We start from the raw sequence: 19,921 nt of genomic DNA on the forward strand, positions 1-19,921 counted from the left end.
TTTCGCAATGAGTCCGCGAGAACGGCTGTGATGCTTGATCGTTCATATCGGTCCGAACTTCCAGCGCTGCCGAGAAAAGGGGCCGCATGCGTGCGACCAGCGAAACGGAGCTGGCAAGATCGGCCCCCGCTCCCGGCATCGGTCCCCGCGCATTGACCCGCAACGCACGCGGCCGATCCTAGAGGCTGATCCGATCGGGTCGAAACGGCCCGATCGGTCGATAGCCTCCAACTCGTTCTAGAGGACGCTTTTCCGGCCGAAAGCGCGATGCGGCCGGCCGGAATGCGCTCTAGGCGGCGGGCCGCTCCAGCCTCACTTGGTGACGCTGCCGAGGCAGGTTTTCTTGACGCTGTCGTAATTGCCGCAGTTCAGCTGGACCCAATCGGCCACCAGATCCTTGGATCCTTCGAGCTGCTTGGACCAGGCCTCGCCCGGGATCAGGTTCTCGGTTTTCCACACCACGTCGAACTGACCGTTCTCTTCGATCTCGCCGATATAGACCGGCTTGGTGATGTGATGGTTGGCCAGCATTTCCGAGACGCCGCCCGTGAGGTTCGGCTGCTTGGTGCCGGGGAGCGTCGCGATCACCTTGTCGGGGTCGGTGGTGCCCGCCTTGGTCACCGCCTGAACCCACATGTTGAAGCCGATATAATGGGCTTCCATGGGATCGTTGGTGACCGCTTTCGGGTTCTTCATGAAGGCTTGCCACTGCTTGATGAAGGCATCGTTCTCAGGGGTCTTGATGGATTCGAAATAGTTCCAGGCGGCGAGATGGCCGACCAGGGGCTTCGTATCCATACCGGCGAGCTCTTCTTCGCCGACCGAGAAGGCGACGACGGGAATGTCGGTGGCCTTGATGCCTTGGTTCGCCAGCTCTTTGTAGAAGGGGACGTTGGCATCGCCGTTGATCGTGGAGACCACCGCGGTCTTCTTCCCGGCTGATCCAAACTTCTTGATGTCCGCGACGATCGTCTGCCAATCGGACTGTCCGAAGGGCGTGTAGTTGATCATGATGTCCTCGGGCTTTACACCCTTATATTTAAGGTAAGCCTCGAGGATCTTGTTGGTCGTCCGCGGATAGACGTAGTCCGTTCCCGCGAGCACCCAGCGTTCGACCTTCTCTTCCTTCGCGAGATAGTCGACGGCAGGGATGGCCTGCTGGTTCGGCGCGGCGCCGGTGTAGAACACGTTCCGCTCGCTTTCCTCGCCCTCATATTGGACGGGATAGAAGAGGATCGAGTTCAGCTCCTTGAACACCGGCAGCACGGATTTCCGGCTGACCGACGTCCAGCAGCCGAAGACCGCCGCAACCTTGTCCTTGGTGATGAGTTCGCGTGCCTTTTCCGCAAAGAGCGGCCAATTGGACGCGGGATCGACGACGACCGCTTCCAGCTTCTTGCCGAGCAGGCCGCCCTTCTTGTTCTGCTCCTCGATGAGCATGAGCATCACGTTCTTCAGCGTCGTCTCGCTGATCGCCATGGTGCCCGAAAGCGAATGCAGGATGCCGACCTTGATGGTCTCCTGCGCGGAAGCGGTGCCGATGGTTCCCGCCAATGCCGCGGTTGCCGCCAGAACTCCCAGCCCCTTGGCGGCTCTTCCCAACAATTCGAGCATGCGCTCCTCTCCGTGTTCGTCGGCTGACCCAGGCCAGCACGATGACACAGCAAGCGGCATGCCATTCCCCTAAGCTCACGTTCCGGAGCGTGCAGTCGGTGCAACGCAACGCGGCCCGCACGCGACTTTTTCCCGACCCGATTGTGGCATTGCTCAATATTTAATCATCTGCTCCGTCGGTAGGCGGAGCGAGAGGCGGGGCGACCTTTCCGCCGCCGCCATCATCGCGTCTGCCGTCAAAGCACGTTGAACAGATAAAGCAGGATGATCACCGTGAAGGGCACACCCAGAAACCACAAAATCAAGCCAGGCATCTCTCTCTCCTCTTAACAGAGCCTCGGTCTGTCAACGCCTCGCGGGCCATGGCGTTCCGGCTTGGAAATGTCGCAATGCGGCATCGGGGAGGGGAAAAGCGCTTCGGCCGCTTGACCTAAGGGCGCGTGCCCCCGCTTTTAGAAATGGAGACCCGCGAGAACCCAACATGGATGAACTTATCGACGGCTACAGGCGCTTTCGCGAATTGGCCTGGCCAGACCACAAGGCCCTTTTCGAGCGTCTCGCAGCACGCGGGCAGACCCCGCATACCTTCGTCGTCGCCTGCTCCGACAGCCGGGTCGACCCGCAGATGATCTTCAATTCCGGCCCCGGCGAACTGTTCGTCGCGCGGAACGTCGCCAATCTCGTTCCGCCCTATCAGCCCGACAGCCGCTATCACGGCACCAGCGCAGCGCTGGAATTTGCGGTGCGGGTTTTGAAGGTGCGCAAGATCGTGGTGATGGGTCACGCCCAGTGCGGCGGTGTCCATGCTTTGCTTCAGGGCGCTCCTCCCGGGGCACAGGACTTCGTGGCGCACTGGATCGAGATCGCCGAAGAGGCGCGACGTCAGACCCTGGCCTCGGATCTCCCCTCGGAAGAGCGCCAACGCTTTTGCGAGCTGTGCTGCGTGCGCCTGTCGCTGGGCAATCTCGCCACTTTCCCCTGGGTGGCGGAGCGGGTCGCAACCGGCGAGCTGTCGTTGAACGGCGCCTATTTCGGCGTTGCGACCGGACGGCTGGAGGTGATGGACGAGGACGGCGAATTCCGCGCGGTCTGAACTTCACCGCGTGCCGAACCGCACCCGCCTCCGCCCCAACGTCACACGACGTTTGCGATTGTGTGACTAGAGGCGGATGTGGCGCTCGGGAATCGCGACGCCCGGCGTCCATGGGCGCCTCGCACGTTTCGGGTCAGGCTCATTTCCCGCGGTGGGTCGCGGGCGCTTTCGGGGGGACAGTGATGAAACAGGACACCATCGACGCCGCGGCAATTTCTGCTGCACCACATACGCTCTCATCGCACCATGTGGCCGATATCGTCGAACTGTTGAACCATAAGGGGCTCGAGGAGGCAGTGCAGTTCATCGACCGATTGCCGGACGATTGGGCGGTCGAAATCATGGATCAGCCGGACTTCGTCTGGGCCTGCGAGGTGATGGAGGAATTGCCGGCGGAGAAGTCGGCCCATCTGATGGAACACATGTCCAGCGATCGCGTCGCCGATCTGCTGCGCTGGATCCCGGAGCCCAAACGCACCGAGTTGAAGGACCTCCTGAAGCCCGATACCCGCACCGGAATCGATCGGCTCCTGACCTATCCCCACAACAGTGCCGGCAGCATCATGACGACGGAATTCGTCAGCGTGCCCGCCGACTGGACCGTCGAGCAGACCTTGACCTACCTTCGAGAGGTCGAAGCCTCGCGCGAAACGATCTACGCGATCTTTCTGCTCGACCCCGGCTCCAAGCGCCTCGTCAATGTCGTCAAACTCCGCGCCTTGATCATCGCCGACCCCAAGGCTTCGATCCTCTCGATCGCGCCGACCTATGCGCCGATCACCGCCAATGCGCTGGCCGATCGCGAAGACGTGGCACGCATGATCGCCAAATACGATCTTCTGGCGGTGCCCGTCGTCGACACCACCGGCCATATCATCGGCATCTGCACCTTCGACGACATGATCGACGCCATGATCGACGAGCAGACCGAAGACGTACAGCGCATGGGCGGGATGGAACATATCCACGAGCCCTACATGCAGATCGGCTTCATGGAGATGATCAAGAAGCGCGGCGGGTGGCTGTGCGTGCTGTTTCTCTCGGAGATGCTGACCACGAGTGCCATGCAGGTCTTTTCCGACGAACTGGAGAAGGCGATCGTGCTGGCTCTGTTCATCCCGCTGGTGATGAGTTCGGGTGGAAATTCGGGGTCGCAGGCGACCTCCCTCATCATCCGCGCGCTCGCGCTCCAGCAAGTGCGGCTGCGGGATTGGTTCAAGGTTGCGATGCGCGAACTGCCGACCGGCATCGTGCTCGGCGCCATCCTCGGGGTGATCGGCATCGTCCGCATCGCCCTCTGGCAGGAACTCGGCATTTTCGACTATGGCGAGCACTGGGTGCTGCTCTCGATCACCATCGGCGTCGCGCTGATCGGCATCGTCACGTTCGGCTCGCTTTCGGGATCGATGCTGCCCTTCATCTTGAAGCGGCTCGGCTTCGACCCCGCCACCGCCTCGGCGCCGTTTGTCGCGACCCTGGTCGACGTCACCGGCATCGTCATTTATTTCAGCGTGGCGTGGCTGTTCCTGCACGGCACCATTCTGTGACCGGCCCCGGGGCGCGGTTCGAGACCGCGCCCCGCCTCAATGTTCAACCACGAAACGCATCAACGCCCCGTATCCGCCCTCGCCTTCGCCGACCGGGATTTCGTTTCGCGCCTCGTCGGAGGCGGCACGGGCGAGTTCGACGGCGGTGATCTCGAATCCACGACTTTCGAGGAAGTTGATGGCGTCGTCCGTGGTGGAAAAGCTCGGGATCGCCTCGGCCAGAACTTCGCTCAGGGCGGTGTTCCCCGAGGCGTCCGACTTCAGCCGTTCGATATCCTGCGCGCTCATTCCGGTCTCCTTGGCTGTTCCGGAACAACGAAGAGCAGCCGCCGGAGTTCCCGCGGGCCGCGAAGTGCGCGGATGCCTGCAGCTCGCGCACAGTGCGCGGCGGGGGCGAAGACTTGGCCGCCCGTTCTTTGTGCGGTAGGAAGTACCCGATTTTCAACCCTGTGCTATATGCGTTCGGTCTTTATTTGCGGGGACTAAAGTGGGGCAATTGGCGCTTCTCCTGATCGGCTCGGATTCCATACGCCGACGCTGGTATGTCATTGCCGCATTCGGCGCGTTTCTCATCACGATCGGCCTGCTGATTGCCTTCGATTCCCTCGACGGCGTGACCGTCGTGGCCGTCGAAGTGTTCGGGCTGGTGTTTCTGCTGCAGGGCATCCTCGCTCTGTTCAGCCTCCTCACGGCGCCACGGGACACGGGCCGTTACCTCACCCTCGCCCGTGGGCTGCTACTGATTGTCCTCGCCTGCCTGATCCTCGACTTTCCGGTACGCAACCAGGCCGCGGTCGGCATGCTGTTTGCCGCCGCCTTCGTAGTCGACGGCGTCCTGCGCATCCTCACGGCGAACGCGCTGCGCTATTCTGCTTGGAAGGCGGTGATCGCGTTCGCTCTGGCCGAATTCGTGCTTGCCGGCTTGCTCATCACCGACTGGCCGGTTCCCCACGAGAAGAACATTCCTGTGTGCGTGAGCCTCAGCCTCTTGTTCTCCGGCTGGGTTCTGGTGCGGATGGGGCTGCTGCTGCGGCGCCTCGAACCCGAAGTGGCCATCCTCGCTTTGCCGATGTTCGCGCAGCGCGCGTGGTACGACAACGCGCCGGTCCTCATCGGGATCGGCGACGAGCCCGCCCCAGACCAGCCGATGACCGTGCGGGTCTGGACCCCGGTCGGTTCGGCAGACGTCGCGCAGCGTCGCCTCATTCTCGACCGTTATATCGCTGCGGTGGACCGAAACGGGGTGATCTCCACCGGCCATGCCGCCCTCGAGGCACCGGGCGTCTATATCAGCCATTATCCCGCGGTGGAGATCGACCGCAGCTCCGGGGATTTCATGGCCATGTTCCGGGCCACCAAGGAGAACGACATGCCCGGCCGCTTCCAACCCTCTTATGCCGAAGAGGCAGGCGGCTGGTGCGAGGCGGATTCCAATGTCGCATTCCGCAATTACAGCCTGCGCCGTCTGCGCGCCTTCTGGGCCGGCTATCGCCAGGACAACACCTATAACCTCACCAACCGCAATTGTTCTGTCGCAGTCGCCTCGGCGCTCGATGCCGCCCTCGAGGGTGCGCTCGCCACGCGGCACCCCTGGCTGCGCCTGCTGCGGCTTCTGTGCAACCCCGATCTCTGGGTCGCGGTCATGCTGCGCCAGCGTGCCGAGACCATGACGTGGACCCCGGGTTACGCCCTCGATTATGCGCGCGTCATGCAGCGGCTGGTCGAACCCACGACGCTCACCTGGGGCGAGCGGCTGCGCGGCGCGCTCCACCTCTTCCGCCGCGTCCGCAGCACCGAAAAGAAGGCCGCCCCGCCGGCCGCCCCCAACACGGAATCCGCCGCATGACCGCGCTCGCTCCCGGATCGTCGAACCTGCTCTCGCGCGGAGCGGTGATCGCAACCGCCATGATGTTCGGCCTGACCTACAGCCTCAGCGCCACGCTGATCGCGCTGGATCTGGCCGAGCGGGGCCTCGACGAGGCCGTCATCGGCGCCAATGCCGCCATGCATGCCGTCGGTATCCTCGCGACTGCCATGGTGCTGCCGCGCGTTGTGGCAAAGGTCGGTGTGCGGCCGCTGATCCTCGGCGCGCTCGTGCTGGCTGCCGTCACGCTGGTCGGCTTTCCGCTCGCGCCCTTCATCTGGCTGTGGTTTCCGCTGCGCTTCATCCTGGGCGTCGCCTCGGAAACCCTGTTCGTCCTGTCCGAGACCTGGATCAACAGCCTGAGCACGGAGGCGACGCGGGCGCGGGCGATGGCGAGCTACACCGCGGCCTTGTCGGTGGGTTTCGCGCTCGGCCCCCTGATCCTGTCGATCATCGGCACGGCGGGCGCGCTGCCCTACGTGATCGGCGCGGGGCTCGCTCTGTTTTCGGCCCTGTTCGTCGCCTCGCCCAAAGTGCCGGCACCGACCTTCGATGCGCCGACCCATTCCAATCCTATCCATTACATGCGGCTGGCGCCCCTCGCGCTCTCCGCGACCCTCCTCAACGCCGCCCTTGAGGCCGCAGGCCTCTCTTTCTTGGCCATCTATGCCGTCAATGTCGGCTGGGCGGAGAGCGATGCGACGCGGCTCATCACCTGCATGATGGTGGGGGCGATCCTGCTTCAGCTCCCGATCGGCTGGCTCGGCGACAAGATGGACCGTCGGCGCCTCGTCATCATTCTGGCCTTGATCGCCACCTTGGGCGCCCTGGTCTGGCCGCTGACCATGGGCCACGAATGGGCCGCTTACGCCCTCCTGTTCGTTTTCGGCGGCGCGTTCGTCGGCGTCGCGACCATCATGCTGACGGTGGTCGGCAGCCGGTTCAAAGGCGGCGAATTGGTCGGCATCTACGCGGTGATGGGTCTAGTTTGGGGCGGCGGCGCCCTTGTCGGGCCTTTGGCCGCGGGCCTCTCGATGCAAGTGTTCGCGCACGGGCTTGCTTATTTCGCGGCCATTGCGTGCGCGGCATTCGCCCTGGCGGCAATCCTGCTGAAGCGGACATCCTGAACCGTCTTTGCCGGCTGATGTTAAATTACTGTAACAGAAGGAAAACCCGTTCCATTCCGGAAGCGGAGTGGTAGTCTCCGACCATCCTTTATTGGGAGGGTACGATGACGAATTGGGTGAAGTCGGCACTGTTCGCCGGCACCTTGATGGTCGCCGGCATTGCATCGATCATCGGCGTGAGCGCGCAGGAAAAGATGCCGGCAGCGAACTGGCTGTTCGTCCAGGCGGCGGATTCCGCCACCGTCGACGGGTCAAAGCTGGTCCTGAAGGGTGTCGCGCCGCAGACCATCATGTTCGCCGACCGTCCGGACCGAATGACCGGTGACGTCGCCACCACGAGCTTCGTGAAGCTCTGGACCGACGGCAAGGACAGTTTCCAGAAGGACCCGCCCAACGCCACGCTCTCGGTGACCGGAGCGGATGGCAAGTCGCAGGTCTCGGTCCTCGAACTCACCGACCCCGTCCTGTCGGGGGATACGCTGACGTACACCATCAAGGTTCTGAGCGACGCCAAGCCGGTGTCCGGCCAGACCGCGAGCCTGTTCATCGACTGGTGGTATGCCGGCCCCGGCCATTGCTGGCGCGGCCCCTATGGCGGCCTGCACTGCGGCTGGTAGTTTTTGAGCGGGGCCCGTTCAAGGCGGCGGGCCCCGATCCTAAATGTCAGCCAGCCGCCGCGGGCGGCCGAGAAAATTGGGAGAGAGGAGCGGGCCATGACGAGCGTCGAAACGTCGGGTGCAAAGAAGCCGGAAGTGGTGGGTTTCATCGAGACGCTGACGGCCCTCATCGGCGAAGACCGGTTCACGGCGGCGGGGGCGGCGATGGCGGACTTCGCCAAGGCCCATCCCGGCCTCATGTTCTTCGTCCTCGAGGCGCTGCCGGCGAAAGTGTCGGACCATCTGCTGCGGAAGACCGGCGCCGCGTCGCGCTTCACCACCTATACGCTGCGCCACCCCACCTGGGCGATGGAACTGCGCCGAGTCGCCACGGCGCCGGAGGACTTTGCGCGCCAGGTGGAGGCGATCGAAGCCGCTCTCCGGGGATCTGCCGTCGAGCCGGCGGCCTGACCCTCTCCCCCGCGGCCGGCCGGCGCACCCGCCGGCCGGTGCCGGGAGTACCGATTCCGATTCGCTCAAAGGTTCCTTTCCTGCGCAGAATCGGCGTGAACCGACCGGCGTCGCTTCAAGCCGGTCGCCTCCTTTGAGACCGAAAAGAGCCGCGGGCCCGGGCCGTGGCGGCGTGAGACGCGAATCGCCGCCGCGCCGGCCGACCCGGCCTCCCGATGACCTGCGATTCGTTTTGCGCGAGGCGGCCGAGGCACGCCTCGATCGGCCCGGCCGCTTGACGGAAAACGTCCTTTCTCAACCTCTTAAGGCAAATTCCCCGGCGGGATCGCTTGCCCCGATCAGTCGGGCTCCAGCGATTCGCCATGAGGCGCCGGGATCCGGCGACGCAGAAGGGATGCCGCGCGGTCACGCGCCTGTTCACCCAGCGGTTCTGCGAAAACGTTTGAAGGAAGGGATCTGTCGGGAACAGAGAGGCCCTGGATTTACTGGTCGGAGTGGCAGGATTTGAACCTGCGACCCCCACGTCCCGAACGTGGTGCGCTACCGGACTGCGCTACACTCCGAAGTAAGGAGGCTGCCTCTAGCATGCGCTGTGGCCGGGAGGCAAGGCCGAACGCGCGCCGCTTCGCTTGAACCCCCCACGCCCCCATGTCATACGAAGCCGCCCGTCACGGGTGATAGGCGGTTCAAGGGAGTAACCGAAAATGGCGAAGGATGGCGACGCGAGCGGTCTCATGGCGGGAAAGCGTGGGCTGATCCTCGGCGTCGCCAACAATCGGTCCATCGCCTATGGAATCGCCAAGGCCGCGCGCGCGCACGGCGCCGAGGTGGCGCTGACCTATCAGGGTGAAGCGTTGAAGAAGCGGGTTGCGCCGTTGGCCGCCGAGCTGGGCGGCCATGTGGTCGGGCATTGCGACGTCACAGAACCCGCAAGTCTGGACGCGGTCTTCGCGGAAACCGAACGGCTGTTCGGCCGCCTCGATTTCCTGGTGCACGCCATCGCCTTTTCCAACAAGGATGAACTGGACGGCCGCTATGTCGACACCACGGCGGACAATTTCAGCAAGACCATGTTCATTTCCTGCTACTCCTTCACCGCCATCGCCCAGCGTGCGGAGAAGCTGATGACGAACGGTGGATCGCTTCTCACCCTCACCTATTACGGGGCGGAGAAATGGATGCCGCACTACAACGTCATGGGGGTCGCGAAGGCGGCGCTCGAGGCCAGCGTGCGTTATCTCGCCGCGGACCTCGGACCAAAGAATATCCGCGTCAACGCCATCTCCGCCGGGCCGATCAAGACCCTGGCGGCTTCGGGGATCGGCGACTTCCGCTATATCCTGAAATGGAACGAGTTGAACTCGCCGCTCCGCCGGACTGTAAGCACGGACGAGGTGGGCGACGCCGGCGTTTATCTCCTCTCCGACCTGTCGCGGGGCGTAACGGGGGAGGTACACCACGTCGATGCGGGCTATCATATCGTCGGCATGAAGCACCCGGACGCGCCGGATCTGGCGCTGGTCCGCGAATGAGGGAGGCTCGGATGGGCCGGTCGCGCAGTTCTGTCGCAGCCCTGTTCCGCTGGCGCGAGGCGTCGCGCCTTCTCTGCGGCATGGGCGCGGCGCTGGTCGCCTTTCTTCTCGGCATACCCTCTCCCGCCTTCGCCCAGAGCCCACCCAGCTTCCAGGAATATCCGCTGCGCGACCGCATCCTCGGCCCCGGCGGCGCGGTTTTTCCGAATTATGTGACGCCGTCGGAATCCAGCATCGCCTATCTGACCGGAGCGGCCGGCGGACCGAAGGGCATCGCCTTCGGCGCCGCCACCGTCGATTTCCTGTGCCAGACCGAGCAGCGCCCAACCATTACCATTCTGAGCGCGCCGCCGCGGGGCAAGGTGGTGGTGACGCCCGGCGCCTTCGTTGCAACCGCCACCGATGCCGGGTCCACCTTCTGCCTCGGCCGCCGTGTCGAGGGGGCGGTGGTGCGCTTCGTCGGCCGCCCGCCGAAGGGAGGAGTAAAGATCGCTCTCCGCGTGACCTACCCCCATCTCGGCGCCTGGTACGACCATGTGGTAGAAGTGCCCTCCCGGTGAGGCTGAAGGATCCGGCTCGGATGCGCAGATGATCGGAGCGGTCGCCAAGAAGCTGCCACCCGCGATGGCCCGCTCCGCGGCATTTGGCGCGGCGCTGGTCTGCCTCGCCCTCGCCGGCGCCGATCCCGTGCGCGCCTGGATGGACAACGACCCCGACGCCTATGTCGTGAATTATTATACCGGCGGGGGGGCTGACGGCGTCCTGTTCGCGGCAGGCACCGCAAATCAGCAATGTACCAGCCTCGGCCCGGCGGCGATTTCGGTGATCAGGACCTCGCCCGGCGTCCAGCTGACGGTCCAGCCCGGAGCCTTCGCGGTCACGGGGACGGATTACGGCTATCTCGTCTGCCTCGGCAAGATGGTCCAGGGAACCCTCGTCACCGGCACCGGAACCGGTGAGGCGACGATCCGCGTGACCTATCCTCCGCTCGGCCAATGGTACGAGCACATACTGGTTCTCTCAGGGCGATGACACGGCTGTTCCTGGTTCGCCACGGCGAAACCGATTGGAACATCGCAGGCCGCCTCCAGGGCCGCCGCGACATCGCGCTCAATGCGCTCGGGAGGTCGCAGGCGGCCCAAGTTGGAAGGGTCCTGAGCCAGCTCGCCGGGGATGTGCGCGGCTTCTCCTTCGTGTCGAGCCCCCTTCTGCGCGCGATCGAGACCATGCGCATCCTGCGCACCACGCTCGACCTGCCGGCCGCCGAATTCGCCCAGGACGGCGATCTCGCCGAACTCTCGTTCGGCCGCTGGGAGGGCTTGACCTGGCCGGAAGTCCGGCATCGCTTTCCCACCCATGTGCGGGCGCGCGATCGCGAGCCCTGGACCTTCGTGCCGCCGGAGGGCGAGAGCTACGCCGATCTGAGCGCGCGGGCGGCGGCGGCGGTGGCGCGGCTGCCCGGCGAGGCGGTGGTGGTGACACATGGCGGGGTGATCCGCGCCTTGCTCCACGCGCACGCAGGCATGCCGCAGAGCGAAGCGACCCTCGTCCCCGTCCGACAGGGCGCGGTCTATGTCCTCGCCGGCGGCCGGTTCCGGGTCGCCGAATAGCCCGCGATCAGGCGCCCTCGGTCTTCTGGCGGTGCAGGACCGGAGGGCGGAAGGCGAGCAGCTTGTCGATGCGCCGGCCGTCCATATCGACGATCTCGAAGCGCCAGCCATAGGCGTCGAAGACCGCCCCCACTTCGGGCAATTCCTTGATCTGCGAGAGCGCGAAGCCGGCGACTGTGTGGAAGCCGCGATCCACCGGAAGTTCGGCGTCGAGCACCTCGCGCAATTCGTCCACCGGGGTCTCGCCCGAAATCAGAAGCGAGCCGTCCTGGCGAACGACGACATGCCGCTCGTGAACATGATCAGTCTCCGGAATCGAACCTGTAATGGCGATGAGGAGGTCGTAGCCGGTGACGACGCCGACCATGTCGCCATATTCGTCCACGACGATGCCCATCGGCACTTCCGCGCTGCGCAGCACGCGCATCGCTTCCAGCGCTCCCACCGTTTCGACGATGAAGGGGACAGGCTCCACGAAGGCGCGGGGATCGGGCGTCTCGCCTCTCAGATAGGCATTGAGCAGGCGCTTGGCTTGAATGACGCCCAACGTCTCTTCGGGCGACTTGTCGCAGGCCGGGAGGCGGCTGTGCGGCACGCTGAGGAGAGTCTGACGCACCTCGTCCGCGTCCCCGGAAATGTCGACCCATTCGACATCGGGGCGCGCCGTCATGATCGCGGTCACGGGACGATCCGCAAGCCGCATGACGCCCGAAATCATCCGCCGCTCGGCCGGATCGATGACCCCCGCCCCCTCGGCCTCCTTGATGATCGCGCGGATCTCCTCGTCGGTGACGCTGCCGTTCTGATGCGTGCTTTCTCCCAGCAGGCGCAGAACCAACTGGGTCGAGAGATCGAGCAGCCACACCGCCGGAGCGGCGACCCGTGACAACGTATTCATAATAGGTGCGAGCACACAGGCGAGGCGCTCCGGGTTGCGCAACGCCATTCGCTTCGGGATGAGTTCGCCGATCACGAGCGAGATATATGTGATGCCGGCAACGGCGACGGTGTATCCGATCGGCTCCGCGATCCGCTGCGGCATGCCCCAATCGGCAAGACTGATGCCCAGATACTGCCCCAGGCTCGCACCCGAAAACGCGCCTGCGAGAATCCCGATGAGGGTGATTCCGATCTGAACCGTCGACAGAAATCGCCCGGGGTCGGCGGCGAGGGTCATCGCGGTATGGGCGCCCTTGGTGCCGCGGTCCGCCAGGGACCGCAAGCGCGCGGGACGGGCGGAAACGATGGACAGTTCGGCTGCCGCGAGCACCGCATTGAGCAGCACGAGCAGGAGAACGATCAGGATTTCGATGATAGGCATGGGGAGGCGCTGGGAACCTTTCGCAGAGCCTCTATAGCATATCGGAAATCGGTCAGGGGTGTGCGATCCCGCGCATGGGTGCCCGCGCCTTCATCTTTGGCGCAAACTCATCTAGACAGCGGCATCGATTGGGAAGCGAGACGCATGTCGTTCAACACGTTCGGGCATCTGTTCCGGGTCACCACCTATGGCGAAAGCCACGGCCCGGCGATCGGCTGCGTCGTCGATGGGTGTCCGCCCGGCCTGCGCTTCAGCGTCGCGGATATCCAGAGCGCACTCGACCGGCGCCGGCCGGGCCAGTCCCGCTTCACAACGCAGCGGCGCGAGCCGGACACGGTCCGCATTCTCTCCGGCACGATGGACCATCCCGACGGCGGGCTCGTCACGACGGGAACGCCGGTGGCGATGCAGATCGACAATGTCGATCAGCGCTCGAAGGATTATTCTGAGATCGCAGGAAGTTACCGCCCCGGCCATGCGGATTATACCTATGACGCAAAGTACGGGCTGCGCGATCACCGCGGTGGCGGCCGGTCGTCGGCACGTGAGACCGCCATGCGGGTCGCCGCGGGCGCGCTCGCGGCGAAGCTTCTGCCCCAGGTCACGGTGCGTGGCGCGCTGGTGCGCATTGGAACGATCGAGGTCGACCGCAGCCGCTGGGATTGGGACGAGGTGCCGAACAACCCGTTCTTCTGCCCCGATCCCGGCACCGTACCGCTCTGGACCGAATATCTCGACGGGATCCGCAAGTCCGGCTCGTCGGTGGGCGCCGTGGTGGAACTCGTGGCCGAGGGGGTCCCGCCGGGGCTCGGAGCGCCGATCTACGGTAAGCTCGATGCCGATATCGCGGCGGCCCTGATGGGCATCAATGCGGTCAAGGGCGTGGAGATCGGCGACGGCTTCGCCGCCGCAAGCCTCAGCGGCGAGGAGAATGCCGACGAGATGCGGCGGGGAAACGAGGGGCGGCCGGTCTTTCTCGCCAACCATGCCGGCGGCATTCTCGGTGGCATTTCCACCGGGGCCCCGATCGTGGCCCGTTTCGCCGTCAAGCCGACCTCCTCAATCCTCACACCGCGCCGGACGGTCGACAAATTCGGGGAGGAGACCGACCTCGTCACCAAGGGCCGGCACGATCCCTGCGTCGGAATCCGGGCCGTGCCGGTCGGCGAAGCCATGCTTGCATGCGTCCTGGCGGATCATTTTCTGCGACATCGCGGTCAGGTCGGCGACACCCCCCTCTGGCCTTTCCCGCGCTAGATTTCAGTGACACTGAAAATTTTTCGAATTTCATTGCTGCTGAAATCGAGGTTTGCTAACGTCCCGTCATGAAGCTGACGGAATGGCTGGAAAGCACGGGGACGAGTCGCAGCGCCTTTGCGCGCTTGATCGGATTGTCGCCCGCCAGCGTGACGTCCCTGTGCAACGACGCCCGTCCCTGGGTCTCCCGCGAGACCGCGGAGCGGATCGCTGCCGCCACCGGACAGGCCGTAACCCCCAACGACATTCTCGGCCTTCAGCCGCCGCGCATTCGAGGTGTTCCCGTGATCGACAGCGTCCAGTCTCGCGTCCAATCCGCCATCGAGGCCATCGCGCGGGGCGACATCGTCGTCGTCACCGACGATGACGACCGGGAAAATGAGGGCGACCTCATCCTCGCCGCCTCGCTGACCACACCGGAGAAGATGGCGTTCGTCATTCGCAACACATCCGGCATCGTCTGCACCCCCCTCCCCCCGTCGGAGGCCAAGAGGCTTCGGCTGGAGCCGATGGTGGCCAACAATGACGCGCCGATGGGAACCGCCTTCACGGTCTCGGTCGACGTCCGCCATGGCACTACGACCGGAATTTCCGCCGAAGAGCGCACCAACACCGTGCGCGCGCTGGCCAACCCCAACATGGGCGCGGCCGATTTCGTGCGGCCCGGCCATGTCTTTCCCCTGATCGCCAAGGAAGGCGGCGTGCTGATGCGCTCCGGCCATACCGAAGCGGCGGTCGATCTCTGCCGACTGGCGGGGCTGCCGCCGATCGGCGTCATCGCCGAACTCGTCAATGACGACGGCACCGTGCAGCGCGGCCCCCAGGTTACCGCCTTTGCCGAGCGCCACGGGCTCCTGCGGATCTCGGTCGCCGATCTCATCGCCTATCGCCAGGCGCGCGAGAAGCTGGTCAACCGGTCGGCGGAATTCTCCGTGCCCACCTCGATCGGCGATATGAAGGGCTATTCCTTCATGACGCCGTTCGAGAACGTGAACCATCTCGCCGTGGTGCTGGGCCGCATCGGCGACGGCGAGAATGTGTTGGTCCGGCTGCACCGCGCCGATCCGATCGCCGACGCTTTCGGCGGCGCTAAGGCGGTGCAAAAGGCGCTGGAGCGGATCAAGGCCGAGGGGCGCGGCGTGCTGGTCTATCTGCGCGACGGCACCTCGGGCGTCCCGCCGACCGCGATGGGCCACAATGACAAGAGCGCCAGCGAAGCGGAGCGGGACCAGCATTGGCGGGAAGTGGGCCTCGGCGCGCAAATCCTGCGCGATCTCGGCGTGGTCTCGATCCGCATCCTCGCCTCGAAAACCCGGACTTATGTCGGCCTCGCCGGTTTCGGGATCGAAATCGTCGAGACCGAGACGCTCGAATCCTGACGGGCGCGCCGATCCCCAGGGGCGCGACACGGAATGTCGCGCCTCCCCGTCAACAGCCGCCATTCCTTTGGCCCGAGGCATCGACCCGCCCCACACCGGGAGGCGGAAGCCGGGACGGCAGCGGAGCACCGCGCAACGGCCTCGGCCGCGCCGGATCGAAAGAAAGTGTCGGCTAACCTCTTCCCGGCCGCGCCACTTGGTGGCAGCATGATGCGACGCACAATTCCTGCGGCCGTTCCTCTGGAGGAGCCATGGCACAGCGGAAGTTCAGCGTCGCGTCCGTGTTCGCGGTCCTCGCCGGCCTCCTGTGCGCTGCCCCGGCGGCGGCGCAGAAGGTCGACAATTATGTCGATGTCCAGCTCGTCCTCGCGGTGGACATTTCCTATTCCATGGATCCGGAAGAGCAGGCCTTGCAGCGCGACGGCTATGCCGATGCGCTCGTCTCGCGCGAGTTCCTGGACGCCTTGCGCCTCGGACCGCGCGGGCGGATCGCTTTGTCCTATGTCGAATGGGCCGGCGAACAGGAACAGCGTCTGGTCATCGGCTGGCAGATCGTCGACGGACCGGACAGTGCCAAGGCGTTTTCCGATGCCGTCCGCGCCACGCCGCTGCGGCGGGCCTATCGAACGTCGATCTCCGGGGCGCTGAAATTCTCCGCCGATCTCTTCAAGACCAGCGGGTATCGTGGTCTGCGCAACGTGATCGACGTGTCTGGAGACGGGGTCAACAATCAAGGGCCACCCGTGACCCGGGTCCGCGACGATCTGGTGACCCGCGGCATCACCATCAACGGCCTTCCGCTGCTGCTCAAGCGCAGTACAAATGCCGCGATGGATGTGCCGGAACTCGACCTCTATTACGAGGACTGCGTGATCGGCGGCCCCGGTGCCTTCGTCATTCCGGTCCGCGCGCCGAGCGAATTCGCCCGTGCCATCAAGACCAAGTTGGTGCTCGAAGTGGCCGGCGTCCGGCCCCAACCGGCGCCTTCGCGCATCATCCCCGCCGCCGAACCGCCCCGTGTCTCCTGTCTCATCGGCGAGCGGATGTGGCAGGAACATTGGAACAATTAGGCCGCACCCTTCTCCCCGATCCGATCCGGGGCGCGCCCTTCTTCCGCTCAGGCTTACCGCTCGAACACCCCCACCAGTTCGACATGGGGCGAATAGCGGAATTGATCGATCGGAACCACGTGGCGCAGGTCAAACCCCGCCGCGGTCAAGATCTTGGCGTCGCGGGCAAAGGTCGCGACGCTACATGAGACATAAGCCACCCGCGCCAGCCGCGCGCGGCCGAGTTCCCGGGCCTGCGCCTCGGCGCCCTGGCGCGGAGGATCGATCGCCACGGCGTCGTACCGCGCCAGCTCCTCGGCCAGAAGCGGGCGCCGGAACAGGTCTCGCACCTCCGCATCGATGCGCTTGAGGCCCGCGGTCGCTGCGCCCGCCCGCGCGAGCGCCGCAATCGCCCCGCCATTGCTCTCGAACGCCGCGACCCGGGCGCGCGCGGCGAGACGCAGCGCGAAGGTGCCGACGCCGCAGAACAGATCCGCCACATGGCTTGCGCCCGCGAGCGCTTCCGCCACCAGACCCGCGAGCGCGTCCTCTCCCGCCTGCGTCGCCTGGAGAAAGGAGGCGGGCGGAAGCGTGACGCGCGCCCCTCCCATCATGACGAAAGGAGGCTCGCGCTGGGCGACGAGTTCGCCATGCCGCGTCAGCCGCGCGAGCCCGAAGCGCGCGGCGATCGCCGCGAGATCCATGGCGATCATCGGCGGCACTGGGCCGGACCCGCGGACGTCGACATCCATCCCCGCATCGGTCGCGGTGACGTGAAGGTCGAGCGGCTTCTTCAGGGGCGCGAGCGCCTCGGCGAGCGCGCGTGCTGCCGGAAGCGCGTTCGCCAGCGCCGGGGCCAGCACCGGACAGGCGACGATCGGGATCATGGTGTGGGATTTTCGTTCGGCAAAGCCCACGATGGTCTGCGCGCCGGCTTGGCGGGCGTGAAAGATGGCACGCCGCCGCCCCGCGCCATGCGCATCGACGAGTGGCCTCACCTCCGTCTCCACCCCCTCCCGCGCGAGGGCGAAGACCACGAGATCGCGCTTCCATCTGAGATAGGGGTCGGCTCCCCAATGCTGGAGCAGACAGCCCCCGCAGCGGCCGAAATGGCCGCATTCCGGCGTTACCCGGGCGTCACTCGCCGCGAGGATCCGTTCCACCCGCAGCATGTCCTTGTCGCGGCGGCCCTCCACCCTTTCCCCGGGTAGGGTAAAGGGCGCGAAGAGCGGTCCGTCCTCGGTCTCGGCGATGCCGTCGCCCTGAGCGCCCACGCGCGCGATGACGGCTTCGATCATGTCTTTACGGCTCCGAGAAGAAATTCGCGATTGCCGTCCCCACCCGTGATCGGGGACGGAATGAGGCCTTTGACCTGCCAGCCGAGGTCGACGACATGCGCCGCGATGCGGGCGCAGACTTCCTCATGGACCGCCGGGTCGCGCACGATGCCCTTGCGCACGCGGCCCGGCCCGGCCTCGAATTGCGGCTTGACGAGCGCCACCAACCCCGCACCGGGTTGCACCAGACTCAAGGCCGCCGGGAGAACCAAAGCGAGGGAAATGAAGCTCACGTCCGCGACCACGAGGTCGATCGGATCCGGCACCAGATCGGCGGAGAGGGTCCGCGCATCCGTGCTCTCCAACAGCCTGACGGAGGGGTGATCACGCAGCGAAGCGTGAAATTGTTCACGCCCGACATCGACGGCGTAGACGCGCCGGGCGCCGCGCCGGAGCAGGACGTCGGTGAAGCCGCCCGTCGAGGCGCCGACATCGAGCGCCACACGGCCTTCGACAGCGAAGCCGAAGGCGTCGAGTGCTGCGTCGAGCTTGACGCCGCCGCGTGAAACGAAGGGATGGGGCGCCTGCGCCACGATCGCGGCATCCGTCGGCACCGCTTCCGAGGCGCGCGAGATCACGGCGCCGTCGACCGTGACCAGGCCGCTCTCGATCGCCGTCTGCGCGCGCGCGCGGCTCTCGAAGAACCCGCGGGCAACCAGCAGCTTGTCGATGCGCGCGCGCGCCATCTCTTTCGTCAATTCCCGCGCCCCGCCAAGCCTTCGCCCGCGCGGCGCCGCCACCATGTCGCCATGGTGTCCTCTCTAAAGGAAGCCGGCGTGGCGAGAAAGCCCGCCGGCACGCCATCGCCATCCGAAAACACCCGCGCCTTTGTGACGCTTCCGTCGCGAACCTTTACCCAACCTGTGCCGTTGAACCGGTGTCGCCTCGGGGCCGCCGCCCCTGTCCCGCCTTCCGATCGGAGCCCCGATGCCTTCGGTTCCCGCGCTCGTGTTCGCGCTCCCGCTTCTCGCGCTGGTCGCACTGTTCCCCCCGGCGGGGATCGGCGAAGCGGCGCCGCTCAAGCCGCGCCAACGCTCCGAGCCGCCAGACCCGCGGGTCTGGAGCCTCGTGCGCGGGGAGGATACCTTCGTCCTGCGCTTCGGTATACCGCGCGATCCGGACCCGGTTTTCGCCGCCACGTGCCAGCCCTCCGCCCGCCTCCTCCAGTTCGCCGTCGAAGTCGACGGCCGGCCCTTCTCGTCCGGCGACGGGGTGCCGCTCGCGTTGAGCATCGGCAAGCGGCGGCTGGAACTCGCGGCGACGGCATTTCTCGGGGCGAGCGACGGGACGCTGGTCGTCGAGGCGGCGGTGGCGCTCGACCGCCGGGTCTTCGACCTGTTCCGCGCCGGAGACGTGCTGACCGTGAAGATGCCGACCGCGACCCAGACCTATCCGCTGGCAACCGCCAGGGGGCGTCTCGCCGATTTCGAGGCCGCCTGCTTCGCCCGCTAACCAAGCCGGTCGCGAGAGGCTTCCCCTTTCCCGGCGGCTGGGTATGATCGCGCCAACCTGGAGCACGTCCCGGTCGGGAGGATTACGCCCCGGATCGAAAAACGGTCTCCCTCTGAGATTTTTCGGGCGTATCCGCGGATCAGCTGGATCGAACCTGATGGACGCGGCCCTAGACAAGGATCAGGACATGATACGTGCGGCTCTTGCCCTCACTGTTCTTGCCGCTTCGGTGCTGCCGGCCACGGCCCAGGTCAAGATGACATGGGGCGCCGTCGATACGGACAAAGGCGCCGTGCTGGCCTTCGGCGTGCCGGAAGCCGATTCCTCGTTGCTCTCCTTTACCTGCGAGCGCGGAAATCCAACCGTTCTGGTCTCCTCGCATGTCGGCTCGAAGGGGTTGAAGGTCAGCGACCCCGCCAAGATCATCCTCTCCGCAGGCAAGGTGAAGAAGGAGTTTTCCGGCACGGCGATCGCCGGAGAAGGATCCGCCGTCGACGTCGATGCCGGCGGAAAGCTGGCCGACATCAAGGCCGTGCTGGGCGGCGCCAAGGTGCTGGCGGTCGAGGTGAAAGGCGTCAAGCAGCAGATCGTGCTCGACGGCGCCCCGGACGCCTTCGCCCAGTTCGAGGCGAGCTGCCAGTAGCCGCGCGCGGAGCGCCGCGGCGCAGGCCC

General features: G+C 65.6%; 20 protein-coding genes and 1 tRNA gene. 15 read left to right on the forward strand and 6 right to left on the reverse strand.

What is annotated here, in order from left to right; all coding sequences use genetic code 11:
• Nucleotides 1-312: 312 nt before the first annotated feature.
• Nucleotides 313-1,614, reverse strand: a complete 1,302-nt coding sequence (gene urtA / locus EDC64_RS00395; protein ID WP_165933590.1) for an urea ABC transporter substrate-binding protein — start codon at nt 1,612-1,614, stop codon at nt 313-315.
• Between the two features lie 481 nt (nt 1,615-2,095).
• Between urtA and EDC64_RS00400 the strand changes: the two genes are divergently transcribed.
• Complete coding sequence (locus EDC64_RS00400) at nt 2,096-2,707, forward strand: carbonic anhydrase (RefSeq protein WP_132028416.1); 612 nt, start codon at nt 2,096-2,098, stop codon at nt 2,705-2,707.
• Nucleotides 2,708-2,889: 182 nt separating this feature from the next.
• A complete protein-coding gene (mgtE, locus tag EDC64_RS00405; protein ID WP_132028419.1) occupies nt 2,890-4,254 on the forward strand; it encodes a magnesium transporter in 1,365 nt (454 codons plus the stop codon).
• 36 nt (nt 4,255-4,290) lie between these two features.
• Here mgtE and EDC64_RS00410 read toward each other — a convergent pair whose 3' ends face one another.
• A complete protein-coding gene (locus EDC64_RS00410) occupies nt 4,291-4,542 on the reverse strand; it encodes a hypothetical protein (RefSeq protein WP_132028422.1) in 252 nt (83 codons plus the stop codon).
• Between the two features lie 199 nt (nt 4,543-4,741).
• On the opposite strand from EDC64_RS00410, the gene EDC64_RS00415 reads away from it, so the two are divergent.
• The 4 genes from EDC64_RS00415 (at nt 4,742) to EDC64_RS00430 (ending at nt 8,312) form a co-directional block, all read left to right on the forward strand.
• Complete coding sequence (locus EDC64_RS00415; protein WP_207915848.1) at nt 4,742-6,100, forward strand: HdeD family acid-resistance protein; 1,359 nt, start codon at nt 4,742-4,744, stop codon at nt 6,098-6,100.
• On the forward strand, nt 6,097-7,245 hold the full coding sequence (locus tag EDC64_RS00420) for an MFS transporter (protein WP_132028425.1): 1,149 nt from the start codon (nt 6,097-6,099) through the stop codon (nt 7,243-7,245). The genes EDC64_RS00415 and EDC64_RS00420 overlap by 4 nt, the downstream gene beginning before the upstream one ends.
• Before the next feature lie 104 nt (nt 7,246-7,349).
• Nucleotides 7,350-7,862: a hypothetical protein gene (locus EDC64_RS00425; protein ID WP_132028428.1), complete on the forward strand. Its 513-nt coding sequence runs from the start codon at nt 7,350-7,352 to the stop codon at nt 7,860-7,862.
• Between the two features lie 96 nt (nt 7,863-7,958).
• A complete protein-coding gene (locus EDC64_RS00430; RefSeq protein ID WP_132028431.1) occupies nt 7,959-8,312 on the forward strand; it encodes a hypothetical protein in 354 nt (117 codons plus the stop codon).
• A 486-nt stretch (nt 8,313-8,798) separates the two neighbouring features.
• Here EDC64_RS00430 and EDC64_RS00435 read toward each other — a convergent pair.
• Nucleotides 8,799-8,875: transfer RNA gene (locus tag EDC64_RS00435), tRNA-Pro, on the reverse strand.
• Nucleotides 8,876-9,016: 141 nt separating this feature from the next.
• On the opposite strand from EDC64_RS00435, the gene fabI reads away from it, so the two are divergent.
• From fabI to EDC64_RS00455, 4 genes are read left to right on the forward strand one after another with little or no spacing between them, the layout of a single operon-like run.
• Nucleotides 9,017-9,844, forward strand: a complete 828-nt coding sequence (gene fabI, locus EDC64_RS00440) for an enoyl-ACP reductase FabI (RefSeq protein WP_207915850.1) — start codon at nt 9,017-9,019, stop codon at nt 9,842-9,844.
• An 11-nt stretch (nt 9,845-9,855) separates the two neighbouring features.
• Nucleotides 9,856-10,404, forward strand: coding sequence for a hypothetical protein (locus tag EDC64_RS00445; RefSeq protein ID WP_132028434.1), 549 nt, complete (start codon nt 9,856-9,858; stop codon nt 10,402-10,404).
• A 28-nt stretch (nt 10,405-10,432) separates the two neighbouring features.
• Complete coding sequence (locus tag EDC64_RS00450; protein WP_132028437.1) at nt 10,433-10,876, forward strand: hypothetical protein; 444 nt, start codon at nt 10,433-10,435, stop codon at nt 10,874-10,876.
• Nucleotides 10,873-11,454 carry a histidine phosphatase family protein gene (locus EDC64_RS00455; RefSeq protein WP_132028440.1) on the forward strand — a complete coding sequence of 194 codons (582 nt, stop codon included), beginning with the start codon at nt 10,873-10,875 and terminating at the stop codon, nt 11,452-11,454. The genes EDC64_RS00450 and EDC64_RS00455 overlap by 4 nt, the downstream gene beginning before the upstream one ends.
• Nucleotides 11,455-11,461: 7 nt before the next feature.
• Here the strand turns inward: EDC64_RS00455 and EDC64_RS00460 are convergent, their stop codons facing one another.
• The gene (locus EDC64_RS00460) at nt 11,462-12,775 is read right to left on the reverse strand and encodes a hemolysin family protein (RefSeq protein WP_132028443.1); all 1,314 of its coding nucleotides are present in this window, start codon (nt 12,773-12,775) and stop codon (nt 11,462-11,464) included.
• Nucleotides 12,776-12,919: 144 nt separating this feature from the next.
• Here EDC64_RS00460 and aroC point away from each other — a divergent pair, with 144 nt between their 5' ends.
• The 3 genes from aroC to EDC64_RS00475 all read left to right on the forward strand — a co-directional run bounded on the left by aroC (nt 12,920) and on the right by EDC64_RS00475 (nt 16,481).
• Nucleotides 12,920-14,032: a chorismate synthase gene (aroC, locus tag EDC64_RS00465; protein ID WP_132028446.1), complete on the forward strand. Its 1,113-nt coding sequence runs from the start codon at nt 12,920-12,922 to the stop codon at nt 14,030-14,032.
• A 68-nt stretch (nt 14,033-14,100) separates the two neighbouring features.
• Nucleotides 14,101-15,411: a 3,4-dihydroxy-2-butanone-4-phosphate synthase gene (gene ribB, locus EDC64_RS00470; RefSeq protein ID WP_132028449.1), complete on the forward strand. Its 1,311-nt coding sequence runs from the start codon at nt 14,101-14,103 to the stop codon at nt 15,409-15,411.
• Nucleotides 15,412-15,662: 251 nt separating this feature from the next.
• The gene (locus tag EDC64_RS00475; protein WP_132028452.1) at nt 15,663-16,481 is read left to right on the forward strand and encodes a DUF1194 domain-containing protein; all 819 of its coding nucleotides are present in this window, start codon (nt 15,663-15,665) and stop codon (nt 16,479-16,481) included.
• A 53-nt stretch (nt 16,482-16,534) separates the two neighbouring features.
• Here the strand turns inward: EDC64_RS00475 and EDC64_RS00480 are convergent, their stop codons facing one another.
• The gene (locus EDC64_RS00480) at nt 16,535-17,758 is read right to left on the reverse strand and encodes a class I SAM-dependent RNA methyltransferase (RefSeq protein WP_132028455.1); all 1,224 of its coding nucleotides are present in this window, start codon (nt 17,756-17,758) and stop codon (nt 16,535-16,537) included.
• Nucleotides 17,755-18,483, reverse strand: coding sequence for a TlyA family RNA methyltransferase (locus tag EDC64_RS00485; RefSeq protein ID WP_132028458.1), 729 nt, complete (start codon nt 18,481-18,483; stop codon nt 17,755-17,757). Before EDC64_RS00485 ends, EDC64_RS00480 begins: the two co-directional genes overlap by 4 nt.
• Nucleotides 18,484-18,724: 241 nt before the next feature.
• Here EDC64_RS00485 and EDC64_RS00490 point away from each other — a divergent pair, with 241 nt between their 5' ends.
• Entirely contained in the window at nt 18,725-19,249 is a 525-nt protein-coding gene (locus tag EDC64_RS00490; RefSeq protein ID WP_132028461.1) for a hypothetical protein, read from the forward strand.
• Nucleotides 19,250-19,406: 157 nt separating this feature from the next.
• The gene (locus EDC64_RS00495; protein WP_132028464.1) at nt 19,407-19,892 is read left to right on the forward strand and encodes a hypothetical protein; all 486 of its coding nucleotides are present in this window, start codon (nt 19,407-19,409) and stop codon (nt 19,890-19,892) included.
• The last annotated feature ends 29 nt before the right edge of the window (nt 19,893-19,921 follow it).

Origin of the sequence: Aquabacter spiritensis (assembly GCF_004346185.1) — a bacterium.
GTDB classification, from domain to species: Bacteria; Pseudomonadota; Alphaproteobacteria; order Rhizobiales; family Xanthobacteraceae; genus Aquabacter; species Aquabacter spiritensis.

What these genes read in the sequence shown, in the direction of transcription:
- EDC64_RS00455 (WP_132028440.1), top strand. Translation starts at nt 10,873, where the DNA reads ATGACACGGCTGTTCCTGGTTCGCCACGGCGAAACCGATTGGAACATC.
- EDC64_RS00475 (WP_132028452.1), top strand. Translation starts at nt 15,663, where the DNA reads ATGGCACAGCGGAAGTTCAGCGTCGCGTCCGTGTTCGCGGTCCTCGCC.
- EDC64_RS00480 (WP_132028455.1), bottom strand. Translation starts at nt 17,758, where the DNA reads ATGATCGAAGCCGTCATCGCGCGCGTGGGCGCTCAGGGCGACGGCATC.
- ribB (WP_132028449.1), top strand. Translation starts at nt 14,101, where the DNA reads ATGAAGCTGACGGAATGGCTGGAAAGCACGGGGACGAGTCGCAGCGCC.
- urtA (WP_165933590.1), bottom strand. Translation starts at nt 1,614, where the DNA reads ATGCTCGAATTGTTGGGAAGAGCCGCCAAGGGGCTGGGAGTTCTGGCG.
- EDC64_RS00490 (WP_132028461.1), top strand. Translation starts at nt 18,725, where the DNA reads ATGCCTTCGGTTCCCGCGCTCGTGTTCGCGCTCCCGCTTCTCGCGCTG.
- EDC64_RS00425 (WP_132028428.1), top strand. Translation starts at nt 7,350, where the DNA reads ATGACGAATTGGGTGAAGTCGGCACTGTTCGCCGGCACCTTGATGGTC.
- fabI (WP_207915850.1), top strand. Translation starts at nt 9,017, where the DNA reads ATGGCGAAGGATGGCGACGCGAGCGGTCTCATGGCGGGAAAGCGTGGG.
- EDC64_RS00460 (WP_132028443.1), bottom strand. Translation starts at nt 12,775, where the DNA reads ATGCCTATCATCGAAATCCTGATCGTTCTCCTGCTCGTGCTGCTCAAT.
- EDC64_RS00400 (WP_132028416.1), top strand. Translation starts at nt 2,096, where the DNA reads ATGGATGAACTTATCGACGGCTACAGGCGCTTTCGCGAATTGGCCTGG.
- EDC64_RS00410 (WP_132028422.1), bottom strand. Translation starts at nt 4,542, where the DNA reads ATGAGCGCGCAGGATATCGAACGGCTGAAGTCGGACGCCTCGGGGAAC.
- EDC64_RS00450 (WP_132028437.1), top strand. Translation starts at nt 10,433, where the DNA reads ATGATCGGAGCGGTCGCCAAGAAGCTGCCACCCGCGATGGCCCGCTCC.
- EDC64_RS00430 (WP_132028431.1), top strand. Translation starts at nt 7,959, where the DNA reads ATGACGAGCGTCGAAACGTCGGGTGCAAAGAAGCCGGAAGTGGTGGGT.
- EDC64_RS00485 (WP_132028458.1), bottom strand. Translation starts at nt 18,483, where the DNA reads ATGGCGCGCGCGCGCATCGACAAGCTGCTGGTTGCCCGCGGGTTCTTC.
- EDC64_RS00445 (WP_132028434.1), top strand. Translation starts at nt 9,856, where the DNA reads ATGGGCCGGTCGCGCAGTTCTGTCGCAGCCCTGTTCCGCTGGCGCGAG.
- mgtE (WP_132028419.1), top strand. Translation starts at nt 2,890, where the DNA reads ATGAAACAGGACACCATCGACGCCGCGGCAATTTCTGCTGCACCACAT.
- aroC (WP_132028446.1), top strand. Translation starts at nt 12,920, where the DNA reads ATGTCGTTCAACACGTTCGGGCATCTGTTCCGGGTCACCACCTATGGC.
- EDC64_RS00420 (WP_132028425.1), top strand. Translation starts at nt 6,097, where the DNA reads ATGACCGCGCTCGCTCCCGGATCGTCGAACCTGCTCTCGCGCGGAGCG.
- EDC64_RS00495 (WP_132028464.1), top strand. Translation starts at nt 19,407, where the DNA reads ATGGACGCGGCCCTAGACAAGGATCAGGACATGATACGTGCGGCTCTT.